Below are 14,270 nucleotides of genomic sequence, written 5' to 3'. Positions count from 1 at the left end.
GCTGCCGCTGCCACGCCTCGCTTGCCCTCGGCGCAGCGGTGCCGCGCGCGTTTTTCCAGGAGCCCTGCATGACCTCGCTTCGCCCTCGCCTGCCCCTGAGCCTGCTCAGCCTTGGCCTTGCTCTGCACAGTGGCCAGGCGTTGGCTGACGGCGTGACCCTGGCCCCGCTGCAGGTGACCGATGTCTCGGCCAGCGACGGTTATCAGGTGCGTCAGGCGCAGGTAGCCGGCTGGCAGCCAGCGGCGCTGCTCGACACCCCGGCCTCGATCAGCGTGTTCAGCCAGCAACTGCTGGAAGACCGCCAGGTGCGCAAGCTCAGCGAAGTGCTGCAAAGCGATGCCTCGGTGGGCGAAAGCTATGCGCCGATTGGCTACTACGAAAACTTCAACGTGCGCGGCTTCGAGCTCAATGCTGCCAGCAGCTACAAGATCAACGGCCAGACCATCGCCGGCGAGCAGAACGTCGCACTGGAGAACAAGCAGCAGGTGGAACTGCTCAAGGGCTTGTCGGGTTTGCAGAGTGGCGTCTCCGAGCCGGGCGGCCTGATCAATTACGTGACCAAACGCGCCGCCGATGTGCGCAGCGTCAGCGTCTCGACCAACGAACACGGCGAGCGCTATCTGGCCACTGACGTTGGCGGCTGGTTCGGCAGCGAGCGCCAGTTCGGCCTGCGCGCCAACCTCGCCCACGAGGACATTCGCTCGTATGTCGACCACGCCGACGGCAAGCGTGATTTTGCCTCGTTGGCGTTTGACTGGCAGATCAGCAGCAACGCCACCTTGCAGCTGGACGCCGAGTATCAGCACCGCGAGCAGCGCTCAGTGCCGGGTTATCAGCTGCTTGGTGGCAGCACAGTGCCGCATGGGGTCGATCCGACTGATCGGCTTGCTTATCAGCAATGGGCCAAGCCCGTGCAGAACGATTCGCTGAACCTTGGCGGGCGCTTCGAGTACCGCTTCAATGACGACTGGAGCGGCACGCTGAGTGCTTCGCGCAGCAAGGTGGTGATCGACGATTACAGTGCGTTTGCCTGGGGTTCGAGCGAAGGCGCGTTCTTTGCCGGCAATGGCGATTACGACATCTATGACTACCGCAGCCCGGACGACACCCGTCGTACCGATGAGGCGCAGGCAATGCTCAATGGTCGCTTCGATGCCCTGGGCCTCGGCCACGAATTGACCGTAGGTGCCAGTGCGCAACGCCGTACCCTCGACCAACGCCCGTACTACAACGAATGGCTCGGCAGCGGCAATATCGATACCGGAGCGCCGCCACTGGAACCGTCGAGCAAGGCCGTTGGCGCCAGCGAGCGCCGCCTCGACAGCCGCCAATACGGTGTGTTCTTCAGCGACCGCATCACCTTCAACGAGCAGTGGCAAACCGTGCTCGGTGCCCGCGAAGTGCGCCTGGATGAGAAGACTTGGGACGAGACTGGCATTGCGGGCCGCCACACGCAGCAGTATCAACTGCTGCCAAATGCTGCGCTGATCTACAAGCCGCAGCCTGACACCACCGTCTACGCCAGCTACTCCAAAGGCCTTTCGGCCGGGGGCACGGCACCGTGGTTCACCAGCAACCTCGGCGAAATCCTCGCCCCGACGCTCTCAAGGCAACTTGAACTGGGCATCAAGCATGACTGGCAAGGCATGAGCTTCAGCGCTGCGCTGTTCCAGATCCGCCAGGCCTACCAGTACGCTCGCCCTGAGGTCGGTGGCTTTACCTACGTCCAGCAAGGCCAGCAAAAAAACACCGGCCTGGAGCTCGGCGCCAGCGGTTGGGCCACCTCGAAGTTGCAACTCCAAGCCAGCGTCGCAGCTATTCGCGCGCGGGTCGAAGACAGCGGCACCGACGCTTACGAAGGCCACCAGGCGATCAACGTGCCGAAGGTGCGCGCCGCGCTGCACGCCGAATACACCCTACCGGTGCCCGGCCTGGCCCTGCTCGGCGGCGCCCGTTACAGCGCCAGCAAGTACGCCAGCCAGGCCGGTAACGTCGAAGTCGGCGGCTACACCGTGTTCGATCTCGGCAGCCGCTACCGCACAGCCATCGGCGGCTATGACACTGTACTGCGCCTGACCGTCGATAACCTGTTCGACAAGCGCTACTGGCGCGACACTGGCGATTATCTGGGCGACAACTACCTGTTCCAGGGCGCCCCGCGTACGGCTCGGTTGTCGGCTTCGGTAAGTTTTTAACCCAGCGTCGACCTGCATGCGGTCATCAACCGCATGCAGGTGAAGTACAGCCCGCTATACCGAGCCCAAAACAAAAAGCCCCCGAACTTTTCAGTTCGAGGGCTTCTCGTAGAATGTGGCGGTGAAGAAGGGATTTGAACTTTTTGACCCTCAAGGCCATAAGCCACGCAGAATAGGACCTTTAACGACAAATAGTAGTACAATCGAGTAGTACAATACGCCCATTACCCCATCATCGAATGGTGCCCCGATGTCGCACAACCTGATTCAGAAGAAAGGCGAGTCCACATGGTACGTGCGGCTGGCTATCCCAGTCGATGTGCAAAAAGCGCTTGGCTGGAAGGTGCGGGTTCAGTCGCTGAAAACCGGACTTCGTAAGGAAGCCATGGAAGCACGTCTGCCCATCCTCGCCCAGTGGAAGGCTGAGATTGCCGCAGCCAGAGTAGAAATGCAGAAACGCAAACAGAGTTGGCGACTCGAAGTGGCGTTAATGGGTGACGTATTGCAAAAAGCGACTCATCGCAAGTTGAGACTTCTCATGGATGGTCCCCCTGAGAAGTTAGCGACAGGCGTAAGCCATTTTACCGATTTGATCGGGCGTACTCGCGTCAGGACTGCTCATGAAGCGATGGAAAGGTATGGCCTTAATGCCGAAGAGGTTTCAGAAGCGGAAGTGCTTCTGCGAACCCCCTCCACTTTCACCCCCCCAGTGAAACAGAAGGTGTCAATAACCACGGCCCGCCTCAAAACATTCCGTGAATTTAGAGAAAGCCGGGGTGGTGCGGATAAGCACGTCGATCAGCAAGTGAGCAAGATGGAGCTGCTTTCCGGCTTCATGAAGAAAGAAACACTACCGCTGAACTTTGACACGGTGGATCTGTGGCTGAAATCGCTGAATCGTGCCCCGGCCACGCTCAGCCAATACCTGATGGCTGGTACTGCGTTCTGGAAGTGGGCTATCAAATACGATGAAGGCTGGCGTGAAGAGTACAAAGACAAGGTCAACCCGTTCACCGGTCACGAACTGCCCCAAGGCGGGGGTTCCGAGACAGCTGGCCAAGACCGCCAGATATACACACAAGACGACGCTACCAAGTTGCATCAAGCAGCACTAAAGAAAAAAGACCAGCCCCTTGCCGACCTCATCCTACTGGGCTGGTATACAGGTGGCAGGATCGAAGAGCTGTGTAAACTAACTAAAGAAAGTATTATCGCCGCTGATGGAATTCTATGCTTTGACTTCCCTAAAAGCAAAAGCAAGGCGAGTAAGCGGGTGGTGCCGATTCACCCAAGCCTGCTACCGACGGTTAACCGATTAATCGCAGACTCGGCTGACAACTTCCTCATTCCAGTCAACTCAAGCGCCCCTTATGGCAAACGCTCACATGCGATATCCAAAGCATTTGGTAGATTGCGTAATGAAGCAGGCTTCAGCAAGCTGCATGTTTTTCACAGCTTCCGACATACAGTTGTAACCGAGCTGATCAGGGCAGATGTACCAGACGCTTTGGCGAAAGAACTTATTGGACATGAAACAGGCTCTGTGACGCACGACGTATATTCTAAGGGTGGAAGCACGATGCAGAAGCTGTCAGCGATTTCCACACTCCCTTCCCTGCTTAACATAGGGCACTGAATTACTTGCCTTGTACCAACAGGCAAGACATACCCCAGCCACGACAGAAACTTTATTTTCACAAATGCATGCCTGAGCTATTGACATCTACAGAAAGCTGGTATAATGAGCGTAATAAGTTTAGTGATGCAGCCAACTTCCCATTGAAGTATCCCCGCTTGCTCCCATCTTTGATGCCAATACACAGTTAGACTTGGAAAGGTCCTAGTGGCGTTACCCCATTATCAGTCTGGGGCATATGACTGATGATTTGAAAATGCCAACACTAGTTGCACCGGCATATCAAGATACGTAATTCCATCTTGATATCATGATTATACCCACGGCCAGTGGGGCAGCGAAACTGGCCACCAATCTATATATTCGCCCGCAACGGGCAATAGCGTACTTTTCATAAGTACGCAGCTACACAACTCAATACAGACTTAGCCCGAAGCTCCTCACCGAGTGACGGGTTTATTTTGTCCGCTGGAAACTCTTAATTCATTGAAGGTAACATCATATGCAAAGACCGCTACGCCGTAACACCTGTGAAGCCTGTGGAAGAACTCACTATTCCAGAAGCCCACTAACCCGCTTTTGCGGGTCAACTTGCCAGTCACGCACTTGGCGCCAAAACAACCAAGCTACACAAACAGAACTTGAGCAACTTTATATGGCTCAAGAGCTGGAAGAACAGACCAATCAACAGGAAGCGGCATAATGCCCAGCAACAAAGTGTATCTAGAGGTACGGAAGTCAGATGGGGCAATCCTGAGCTACTTCTTAGAGCAACCGACTGCCCACTCAGCCACTGTGGATTATGTGGAAGCTACACAGGATGAACTAAATTATCTTTCAGCTCTGGAAGACTACATCTTGTCTGCTGGCACAATAGTGTCGCTGGAAGACCTGCAAGCTCACAGAAAGCGCGTATATGAAGCGAAAGCAATTACTGCACCCAAACCTACGGGGGCGACCCAGAATACGTCTCAGAAGCCTTCCCAGAGCGTTACAGCAGCAAGCAGTAAACCAGCCACAAACAACACAGCAAAGTTTAAAGCCGGATTCAAACCGGCTCCCAATCAAAGGAAGCAACCATGATAACCGAATACCAATACGGCGTTAATGTCGTAGAATTTTATCCCCATTCTGATGAAGACTTGCAGAAGCTGATTGCAGCCAAACAAGATGGCTACAACAGAGGCAGCGAGACACTGCACTACAAAGATAAAGCAGCCCACATCCACTGGCAACGCAGCAAACCTCTAGAGCCTGCCGTCATGGAGCTTTACGAAGAGATGGTGAAGGGGTATACGCTGGTCAAGCTGGCATTCAACCCACCGCTGGATGTTTTCGCTGTGCTACGCAAGCCAGAGAAGACCATCAAAGCCGAACTTTCTGAAGTAGCAAATTCTGCTAGAAAAGAATATGACCTGTCTCGCTTTGAATTGAATCTTGCTGAAACTAAGCGTCAGGTGAAGTTCAGCGTAGACCAAGTGAAACGCGCAGAAGATGTAGCGGCAGCAGACGCAGCAGCAAAAGCAGCGGCAGCACTGAAACAAGATCAGGAAGCAGCAGCCTTGGCTGACCTGCTTAAAGCCTATGCTGCACCGATAGAGGCCACAGTAGAAGGTAAGGCTGCGTGAACGACCGGTACGTACATGGCGAGGGGATGCGACTCACGTTCACCCCTGCCGAGTTTGAAGTTCTTTGTGCCCAAGCACGCAGACACAAGATGCCAGTTCGCAAATTCGTGAGTTGGATGGTTAAGTGCTTCATCAACTCTGTGCCAGCCGAAGAAACGAGTCGGGCGTAACACCGCCCACTCTCGACTCGCACGGCAAACATCGGTGAAGGCCGCAGGTAGTATAGAACTTGTCCGCCTTAATCGCTCAATCCCGCATGGCACTAGGGCTTCAGCCCAATCGCCTTTGAACAATCCCAGCAGGAACCCATATGCGAATCTCAGTATACCGGCCTGAGCACCAAGCGAAGTTGCTTCGCTTGATGGAACACACAGGCGCCATTAACCCTACCCGAGCGGTAGAACAATTGATTGAAGAAGCTGCCATGCGGCTTGATTCCCAAGGCGGAACGAATGTCAACGAGCAACACCAAGAAGAGCAGCACCCGTAATTACGGTTACACCTGCCACACCTGCAACAGTTCATATGTTGGACGGCGGGAGCAGGCGGACAAGACCAAGCGCTTCTGTCACGATAGCTGTAGAAAGGCCAAGTCAAGGCAGACCGACAAGGCCGTTAAGCGGCAGTCCCGCATAGAGGGCCAGTTCACCCGGTTCTGCAAAAGCAGTTTCGGGCAGTGGGTAATCAGAGAGTGCATCAAGGCCAACACCGTCTGCATCATGATGACCCACACCACTACTTCACTGTTCGAGCTTGAACAGTTCCACAACCGCTACTACAAGTGCTATGGCTTCAACCCTGATGAGCGGAAGTCTGTGTACCACCGCTGCCACATCCAGGCCCGTATAGGCGTAGATGGCTCAGTAGGAGCACTGCACCCGCTTAACCTGTTCATCGGTCTGTGGCTGCCTAATCAGCAAGCCGGTAACAAGTTCGTCTCGGCAGATGCGGGGCTGAGCATCCCAGCCCACAATCTTCCAAAGAAATGGCAAGTAACCTTGGGTGACACTAACGAGCAGGTGGCAAAGAAGGTGCGCACCCTGCTGGGCACAGAGTTCATCGAGTACCTTGCCCAATCCAGTGCTTTAAAGCTGGACACACTGCACACCCTAGCCCGGCAAATCTATAACCGGCAGCAGAAGGGTACATCAGCACAGGAACTGGAAGACCGCTACACGCTTGGCCAGCTTGAGCAACTACCGCTAGAGCAGCTAGAGCTGATGGACGCCTACCAGCGCGGCAAAGGCTCGTTCACCAGGTTTAAGCCCGAGCTGCACACCCGTGCATCTCTGTGCGTATATGCAGATGAGCTGGAACGGATGGCAGCGGTATCACCATCACAGCGTCACCGGGACAACTGCTCCTTTATGCTTGGTCTGGTGCGAGTACTTGGCATCTACATCGCACAGAGCGAGTGGCAGATTGGCGAAGAGCACAAAAGCTTCCTGCCGCAACACGCTTTCGAATGGAAGCCGTTGACTTACCTGAACTGGCAACAGCCTTGGGGCAAGCCCAATAGGAAACTTATTGATGCTGACCAACGCCTGTTGATCGGCAGCATCACCGACCACTGCTATCACGCCTTGTCGGGTGCAGACATCCCCAAGGGTTTGTTACGTGCCCGCCTGCTCAAGCGGCTTGATGTGGCCGCTCTGATGCCAACAGTGCTTGTGCCTGACGATCAGCGGTTTAAGAAGCTGGGCACATGGTCTGATTACATCGCTGCTCTGTATGCAGATGCCGAACTAGTGTGGCAGCCATTGCTTGCACTGGGCCTGTGTACCGCTGAACAGGTCGAAGCTGCCCGTACTGGCTTACTTGATTGCCTACACGCTGTCATCGAAAAGGGCCGTCGAGACTACTCGGCACAGCCCCGGTTCAAGCGGACGTATCGTGATCGCTATTACAGTCAGTGGGGCTTTAAAGGCTACCCCGCACACCTTGAGTTCCCACCAATGGCGACAGAGCCAGCGGCACAGGCTGCGTAGGAGGTAATGAAATTTTGCTCCCCACGCTACTTGTCAGTAAGAATTGTGACCCACTATGAGAATGACGACTAACAAGGTGCGGGTGCTCGAAGCACTCGCCCACATTGACCCGACCGATAACCGTTACCCGCCGTACAACGCTGTACGCCTACAGGAAGTGCTCAGAGACGACTTGGGCTACGGCGAATTTGATCTGGCCAACCTGACCCGGACTCTTAAATCCCTAGTGTCGCAAGGGCTGGTCAAATGCTCTGTAGAGCGGGTGGATATGCATGGCACCAACGGTTGCATACACAGGTGGTTTGAGCAGAAGCGGCTGAAGTACTGGCCTGCCGATCTGGACCTTGATGCAATGCGGGTGGCATACAAGATCACCCCGGAAGACTACGACCTGAGGTTTCACAACTTCTTCCAGAAGAGGTACGGCCTACCTGAGCTGACGATGGAAGAATTCAGGGCCTACAACGCTGAGCGGGCAAACACCAAGTAACTAATGGAAAACTAACGCCATATCTAATCCAGTCGGCCACTATACCGAGCCTACTGGATGCGCTACACGGCTACAGCCCAGTGTTTCCGGGGACTTGCACTATACGGGGTCAAGCAGATCGCCACTTCAACGCTTATTCCACAGAATTTGTACGGAAATACAGTTGGGCCAGGACTATGCGGGCTGATCAACTACCCGCACTGTAGGAGACACCAAATTTGGAGCCTCCTAATCAGCTTGTCTTGGTGAAGGCTTTCCCATGTGCCTAGATCACTGGCTTCAACTGGTATCAGCAAACGACCGTTAAACGATGCCGTCAAATCTGGCTCATTGTGGTATCAACAAAATAGGGTTTACAAATATTATTGATACCGCTACTATGATCCTACGTTAAATGATCCCTTTGGTGATGCCGATGTCTCGCACCTTTCTTTACTGCCGTGTAAGCACGTCGAATCAGTTCACCGAGAACCAAATACAGGACGTCAAGAACGCTGGCTTCGATGTACAAGCCAGCCGGGTTATCGAAGAGATCATTTCCGGCAGCGTTCCTGCCAGTGATCGCCCCGGCTTCCAGAAGCTGCTTGAGCGGATGGAATCAGGTGATGTGCTGATCGTCACCAAGCTGGATCGCCTTGGACGCAACGCTATGGATGTACGGCAGACGGTCGAGCAACTGGCGGCGACCGGCATTCGTGTTCACTGCCTCGCCCTTGGTGGCGTAGACCTGACAAGTGCAGCAGGCAAGATGACGATGCAGGTACTTGGTGCTGTAGCAGAGTTCGAGCGGGATTTGCTGATCGAGCGTACACAATCCGGCTTGAAGCGTGCCAAAGCAGAGGGTAAAAGGCTGGGGCGCCCTGAAGCGGTTGACACCACCAAGGCAGTGCAGAAGGCCAAGACCAAGAACATGACACAGGCGGAAGTGGCAGCCGAACTCAACATCGGTATTGCTACGGTCAAACGGCACTGGAACAAGGCGCTGTAAGGCCCTACGCTGCGATATCTACCCAATGACGAGTGCCCCCCACATGGATGACAAGGCCGCTGCGATAGCCGACGCCCTAGAGCTGCTGCATATGGATAATACTGCCTTAAGGGCAGCCATCGAAGAGGTCAGTCTTTGGGTGCGGCAGAGAGGCTCCGTGAATACCCACGAAAACACAATGGCTTGCCTTCAGGCTCTTGATGCTAACGCCGGCTCTATTGCCTCAGCTATTGAGAGACTTCGCACATAGCCGCCTTCGGGCGGCTTTTTCGTGCCTGATATTTCAGGATCGTAGCTGGTAGGTAGTATGGAGGTCGGCTTGGGGGTTAGACACTGCCCCACACTCGCAGTCTATGGCCATTGTCCCCACCGATATTTCAACACCCGGTACAGCGAAGCTATCTGGTGCGAGCCAATGCTTATTTAGAAGGGTTGGAGCAACTACCAATGTTGCTATTGCCTTCACGTCCCGTTCCAATGGTATGAGACCTGTGCCACAGTGACGCTTCTCTAATCATGAACAACGGATGCTTATGAATATCCCTTCGCCATACGTTCAAAGCGCTCAGTCTGACCCGCTGAATGGAACGCTTGCCATAATCTCCTATGTACGAACGCAGATGGGCCCGAGCTATGATGAGGATGCTCATTCTCTCCTGATTGAAGCCTTGGCTCTTCTATCGGCTTTGCGTGAAGCTAACCTGATTCATCTAGACGGTTACGAGCCTGACGTTGAGGGCCCCCTAACAAGGGTTTGCTCAGACATCTGGGGCTTCCTTCAGTCTATGGAAGAACAGTTGCTATCCCAGTCAGCGAGTCAGAAACTAGAAAATCTGAAGAAGCATTTCTCTGCGACACTTACCGACAGCTTCGGCTACAAGTTCACAGATGGTGACGTGTCGAAAATCCAGCGCCTGATTAACGAGCTTCGAGACTTCTTGATGGAGAATACATCGCTGGACGATACTCACAGGCAGCGGATGATGAAGCGGCTTGAGGATTTACAGAAAGAACTACACAAGAAGGTATCTGATCTTTCGAAGATGTACGCGCTATGGGGTGATGCCGGGATCATGCTGGGCAAGTTTGGTAAAGACGCTAAGCCTTTCGTTGATCGGTGCCGCGAGATTATGGGTATAGCGTTCAGGGCTGAAGCTCAAGCCGAAAACCTGCCCTCTGACAGCGAACCACTCGCCATAGGCAGCGACACTTTGCCCCCGCGACTTGAATAGGGCAACAACGCCCTGAGCAGCCTCGTCGCTATGTCAGCTGCCAAGGCAAGGCTGCTCAGGCCCCTGATGTTCATTCATTACCCACCCCACCCCGCCGACTGCCAAGGCCATCCGATGACTGCCCAAAAAACATGGACGCCGATGATAGCCGATGCCTACGCCACCAAGTACGGCGAGGTAGCGCAAGACTTCCTTTCGCTGGTGGTTGAGCCGTCGCTGACAGCCCTGGACTTGAGGAGAATCGAAATTGCTGCACAACCAGATCAAATAGTCGCTGCCTTCCATCTCCATGACCATCGACAACTGATCGTCAAAACGAGTATGGCGCTATGCTTAGGCATCCAATCGCTATGGGAGCAGCAATTGCGCGCCTACCTTTGCAACTGCGGGACGAGGCTAAAGCAACGTGACAGGATGGTGGACATTATCCGACGCGCCTGCTGGGGCGGTTCGGGGAAGATTCCTTCACTAAACCAGTTGTTTCGCGAGATACGTGGCCTGTCACTGGAAGATTTTGAGTCTTACCAGCGTCTCGACAAGCTTCAGCTATTGGGAAACGTTTGCAGACATGGCGAGGGTGGGTCAGCGACAATGCTTAGGCAGCGACATCCCGAACTGTGGCCAGAGGTTGATACCTACAGAGAGCAGTCCGGTACACCAGCGGAGTACCTAAGACCCATAGACGATATGCTTGTTTCCGTCGAGTTGCTAAGAAACTTGGTGAACGCAGTAGAGCTGTTCTGGCTGGATATGGACATTGCGTGTACTGAGGCCCTGATCCCCGAGAACCCTGCGATGATCAAAGAAGTAGCGAGACGACGAGCCGAGCGTGAGCAGCTCATTTAGAGCCAGCTCCGCCTCTGGTCGCGGATTCTGTGCTGCCTTATCGAGCTACCGATCGGTAGCGAGGCAGTGAAGATCATACGCCTCGATGAGTAGTACAATCGAGTAGTACAATCAGAAAAGAGAAAGCCCCGCAAACCATTGATTTGCGGGGCTTTTCGGAATGTGGCGGTGAAGAAGGGATTTGAACCCTTGATACGATTTCTCGTATACACACTTTCCAGGCGTGCTCCTTCGACCACTCGGACACTTCACCGTTTCTCTTCAAGCTATTCAGCCTGTCGAGGCGCGCTAATTTAGTCGAAGAGTCGGGTATTGGCAAGCGCTTTTTTCAGAATTTTCATGCGCTTAAGCAAACCCGAGGATCGCTGCAGGGGCGGATGGCAAAGCTGCCATTGTACCCGGCGCTTTTCCCGCGCAACGGCGGCCACGGCCGCAACCCGTGGCCGCGATGGCCGCAGCTGACTGGCCGGTCAGCCTTGCTGCTTTACCTGCGCAGCTGCGCTGGGTAACGTCATCGCCACGCCACTTAAAGGACTCTGCCATGAACGAGCTGATCACTTACCACGCCGAAGACGGCATCGCCACCTTGACCCTGAACAACGGCAAGGTCAACGCCATCTCGCCAGACCTGATCACCGAAATCAACGCCGCCCTTGATCGTGCGGTAGTGGAGCGCGCTGTGGTGATCATCACCGGTCAGCCCGGCATTCTCTCCGGCGGCTACGACCTCAAGGTAATGACCTCGGGCCCACAGCAGGCGGTCTCGCTGGTCACCGCAGGCTCGACCCTGGCCCGCCGGCTGCTCGCGCACCCATTCCCGGTGATCGTCGCCTGCCCCGGCCATGCCGTGGCCAAGGGGGCGTTCCTGCTGTTGTCGGCCGACTACCGCATCGGCGTCGAAGGGCCGTACAAGATCGGCCTCAACGAAGTCGCCATCGGCATGACCATGCACCACGCCGGCATCGAACTGGCCCGCGACCGCCTGCGCCGCTCGGCCTTCCACCGCTCGGTGATCAACGCCGAGATGTTCGACCCGCAGGCGGCCCGCGAAGCTGGCTTCCTCGATGCGGTGGTACCCGCCGAGCAATTGCTTGAAGCCGCCACCAGCGCAGCCCATACGCTGAAAAAACTGAACATGAATGCGCACAAGAAAACCAAGCTGAAAGTGCGCAAGGACCTGCTCGATGCGCTCGACGAAGCGATCATCCTCGACCAGGACTTTGCCCTCTGAGCCCGCGCCGAGGTTGCCTGCGCGGCGCAGACCGACCAAGCTGTCCGACATAGTCAACCGAACAAGCGGACAGCCATGGGTCGAGTCGTCGCAGCGGCGGTGTACAGCGCCGGAAGAAAGGTCACCAACATCAGCATCGACGAGGGCAGTGAGTGGGCGAAAAAGCCCGGCCACTTCGTCTGGATCGGCCTGGAAGCGCCCAGCGCCGAAGAGCTGGCCAGCCTGCAGTGCCAGTTCAACCTGCATGAGCTGGCCATCGAGGACGCGCTGGAGAAACACAGCCGGCCCAAGCTGGAAACCTTCGGCGATGCGCTGTTCATCGTCACCTATTCGCCGGTGCGGCAGGACGGCAAGCTGGAATTCATCGAAACGCACATCTTTGCCGGCAACGGCTACATCATCACCTGCCGCAACGGCCACTCCAAATCCTACGCGCTGGTGCGCCAGCGCTGCGAAGCCCGACCGTTGCTGCTCGATCACGGTGAAGACTTCGTGCTGTATGCCCTGCTCGACTTCGTCACCGAGAATTACCAGCCAGTCAGCGAAGCGATCCACGGCGAGATCGAGGAGCTGGAACAGAGCGTGCTCAGCAGTTCGCTGATGGAAGACGACATCCGCCGCCTGCACAGCCTGCGCCGCGACATCCTGCGCCTGCGCCGCTACGTGGCGCCGATGGTGGAAATCAGCGAAGAGCTGCAGCGGCTGAGCTTCCCCTTCATCGACAAAAACATGCGCCCGTATTTTCGCGACGTGCAGATCCACGTCACCCGGCAGATGGAAGACCTGGTGAGCATTCGCGATATCGCCAGCCAGACCATCGAGATCGGCATGCTGCTGGAGTCGTCACGCCAGAGCATTACCCAGCGCAAGTTCGCCGCGTGGGCAGCGATCCTGGCGTTCCCAACGGCGATTGCCGGGATCTACGGGATGAATTTCCAGAATATGCCCGAGCTAAGCTGGCACTACGGCTACTTTGCCGTGCTGAGCGTGATCGGCCTCGGCTGCACCGGGCTGTTCGCCAGTTTCAAGCGCTCGGGTTGGTTGTAGCGGGATAAGCAGGAGCCGCGCTGGCAGCTCCTGACAACTGCCTCAGGCGGCGCTTTCCTTGGCGCTCGGTGCGTGCGCGACAAAGCGCAGCATCCACTCGCCAACCAGATCGCCTTGGTGCTCCAGCTTGAGGCTGGCAATGGCGCGCTGGTAAACCTCGTCCCCCAAATGCTCCTGGCGGGCATCGAGCAGTGCCCGCGAGTAATCATGGACAAACTCAGGATGGCCCTGGAAGCACAGCACCTGATCGCCCACATGGTAGGCAGCGTTCGGGCAGAAATCGCTTGAAGCAATCACCGTGGCGCCTTTGGGCAGCTGAGTGACCTGATCCTGGTGGCTGATCAGCAGGGTCAACTCGGTTACCTGCGGGTCCATCCATGGCGCATGCGCAGCCAGGGTGTAGCGGTGCACGCCCACGCCCCAGCCACGGTCGGCACGTTCGGCCTTGCCGCCGAGCACCAGCGCCAGCAGTTGGTGGCCAAAGCACACACCGAGCAACTTGTCACCACGCTCGTACAGCTTGAGCAGGTACGCCTTGAGGGTCTGGATCCACGGATCATCGCCGAATGAGTCGGCCTTGCTGCCGGTCACCAGATACGCATCGAAGCGCTCGCCCTCGGGGGGATAGTCGCCGTTCATCACGTTGTACACACGAAACTCGGCCTGGTTGACCGACTGACGCAAGAACAGCTGCTCGAACATCCTGCCGTAACCTTGGTACTGCGCCGTCAGCTCTGGCCGCAGGACGTCGGTTTCAAGGATGCAGATGCGTAACGACATAGCGATAGTCCTGAACGACACAAGGAGGGTTTGGCTGTAGAGACTGCCGCGAAAGACACGTACAAGCAAGTAGGCTGTACTGACGAACGGTAAGGGGTGTCACCCTTGGTAACCCCCATCGCGCAGCGGTCTAGCCCAGACATATCGGGCTGCTGGCAAGTGGCCTTAAATGAAACTTGAATGACAAAGCCCGCACTTAGAACAAAGGG

12 protein-coding genes and 1 tRNA gene are annotated in these 14,270 nt (G+C 55.9%); 11 read left to right on the top strand and 2 right to left on the bottom strand.

The genetic code is table 11. From position 1 onward, the window contains the following. Positions 1-68 precede the first annotated feature (68 nt). The 9 genes from M2396_RS00335 (at position 69) to M2396_RS00290 (ending at position 11,003) form a co-directional block, all read left to right on the top strand. A complete protein-coding gene (locus M2396_RS00335) occupies positions 69-2,195 on the top strand; it encodes a TonB-dependent siderophore receptor (protein WP_259072301.1) in 2,127 nt (708 codons plus the stop codon). A gap of 250 nt (positions 2,196-2,445) precedes the next feature. Next, positions 2,446-3,831, top strand: a complete 1,386-nt coding sequence (locus M2396_RS00330) for a site-specific integrase (RefSeq protein WP_259072300.1) — start codon at positions 2,446-2,448, stop codon at positions 3,829-3,831. Between the two features lie 702 nt (positions 3,832-4,533). Beyond that, positions 4,534-4,914 (top strand): hypothetical protein, encoded by a 381-nt coding sequence (locus M2396_RS00325; RefSeq protein ID WP_259072298.1) that lies wholly within the window; start codon positions 4,534-4,536, stop codon positions 4,912-4,914. After that, positions 4,911-5,459 carry a hypothetical protein gene (locus M2396_RS00320; RefSeq protein ID WP_259072296.1) on the top strand — a complete coding sequence of 183 codons (549 nt, stop codon included), beginning with the start codon at positions 4,911-4,913 and terminating at the stop codon, positions 5,457-5,459. The genes M2396_RS00325 and M2396_RS00320 overlap by 4 nt, the downstream gene beginning before the upstream one ends. 452 nt (positions 5,460-5,911) lie before the next feature. Then, complete coding sequence (locus M2396_RS00315) at positions 5,912-7,447, top strand: hypothetical protein (protein ID WP_259072294.1); 1,536 nt, start codon at positions 5,912-5,914, stop codon at positions 7,445-7,447. Between the two features lie 61 nt (positions 7,448-7,508). After that, complete coding sequence (locus M2396_RS00310; protein ID WP_259072292.1) at positions 7,509-7,937, top strand: hypothetical protein; 429 nt, start codon at positions 7,509-7,511, stop codon at positions 7,935-7,937. A gap of 415 nt (positions 7,938-8,352) precedes the next feature. Continuing rightward, positions 8,353-8,925, top strand: a complete 573-nt coding sequence (locus M2396_RS00305; RefSeq protein ID WP_259072291.1) for a recombinase family protein — start codon at positions 8,353-8,355, stop codon at positions 8,923-8,925. A gap of 527 nt (positions 8,926-9,452) precedes the next feature. Then, entirely contained in the window at positions 9,453-10,157 is a 705-nt protein-coding gene (locus M2396_RS00295) for a hypothetical protein (protein ID WP_259072287.1), read from the top strand. Between the two features lie 114 nt (positions 10,158-10,271). Next, entirely contained in the window at positions 10,272-11,003 is a 732-nt protein-coding gene (locus tag M2396_RS00290; RefSeq protein ID WP_259072286.1) for a hypothetical protein, read from the top strand. Positions 11,004-11,166: 163 nt separating this feature from the next. Here the strand turns inward: M2396_RS00290 and M2396_RS00285 are convergent. Continuing rightward, a tRNA-Ser gene (locus M2396_RS00285) sits at positions 11,167-11,256 on the bottom strand. Between the two features lie 288 nt (positions 11,257-11,544). Here M2396_RS00285 and M2396_RS00280 point away from each other — a divergent pair. Both M2396_RS00280 and M2396_RS00275 read left to right on the top strand, forming a co-directional pair. Beyond that, the gene (locus M2396_RS00280; RefSeq protein WP_259072285.1) at positions 11,545-12,234 is read left to right on the top strand and encodes a crotonase/enoyl-CoA hydratase family protein; all 690 of its coding nucleotides are present in this window, start codon (positions 11,545-11,547) and stop codon (positions 12,232-12,234) included. Between the two features lie 75 nt (positions 12,235-12,309). Continuing rightward, positions 12,310-13,281, top strand: coding sequence for a magnesium and cobalt transport protein CorA (locus tag M2396_RS00275; protein ID WP_101321582.1), 972 nt, complete (start codon positions 12,310-12,312; stop codon positions 13,279-13,281). 42 nt (positions 13,282-13,323) lie between these two features. Here the strand turns inward: M2396_RS00275 and M2396_RS00270 are convergent, their stop codons facing one another. Beyond that, a complete protein-coding gene (locus M2396_RS00270) occupies positions 13,324-14,061 on the bottom strand; it encodes an amidotransferase (RefSeq protein ID WP_103438161.1) in 738 nt (245 codons plus the stop codon). Positions 14,062-14,270: the final 209 nt, after the last annotated feature.

The sequence above is a fragment of the Pseudomonas sp. BIGb0278 genome, assembly GCF_024809895.1.
GTDB lineage: Bacteria > Pseudomonadota > Gammaproteobacteria > Pseudomonadales > Pseudomonadaceae > Aquipseudomonas > Aquipseudomonas shirazensis.
This window is presented reverse-complemented; position numbering and strand designations above follow the sequence as displayed.

Coding starts and splice junctions, on each gene's coding strand:
- M2396_RS00325 (WP_259072298.1), top strand. CDS start 4,534: ATGCCCAGCAACAAAGTGTATCTAGAGGTACGGAAGTCAGATGGGGCA.
- M2396_RS00280 (WP_259072285.1), top strand. CDS start 11,545: ATGAACGAGCTGATCACTTACCACGCCGAAGACGGCATCGCCACCTTG.
- M2396_RS00275 (WP_101321582.1), top strand. CDS start 12,310: ATGGGTCGAGTCGTCGCAGCGGCGGTGTACAGCGCCGGAAGAAAGGTC.
- M2396_RS00335 (WP_259072301.1), top strand. CDS start 69: ATGACCTCGCTTCGCCCTCGCCTGCCCCTGAGCCTGCTCAGCCTTGGC.
- M2396_RS00320 (WP_259072296.1), top strand. CDS start 4,911: ATGATAACCGAATACCAATACGGCGTTAATGTCGTAGAATTTTATCCC.
- M2396_RS00310 (WP_259072292.1), top strand. CDS start 7,509: ATGACGACTAACAAGGTGCGGGTGCTCGAAGCACTCGCCCACATTGAC.
- M2396_RS00305 (WP_259072291.1), top strand. CDS start 8,353: ATGTCTCGCACCTTTCTTTACTGCCGTGTAAGCACGTCGAATCAGTTC.
- M2396_RS00270 (WP_103438161.1), bottom strand. CDS start 14,061: ATGTCGTTACGCATCTGCATCCTTGAAACCGACGTCCTGCGGCCAGAG.
- M2396_RS00290 (WP_259072286.1), top strand. CDS start 10,272: ATGACTGCCCAAAAAACATGGACGCCGATGATAGCCGATGCCTACGCC.
- M2396_RS00295 (WP_259072287.1), top strand. CDS start 9,453: ATGCTTATGAATATCCCTTCGCCATACGTTCAAAGCGCTCAGTCTGAC.
- M2396_RS00315 (WP_259072294.1), top strand. CDS start 5,912: ATGTCAACGAGCAACACCAAGAAGAGCAGCACCCGTAATTACGGTTAC.
- M2396_RS00330 (WP_259072300.1), top strand. CDS start 2,446: ATGTCGCACAACCTGATTCAGAAGAAAGGCGAGTCCACATGGTACGTG.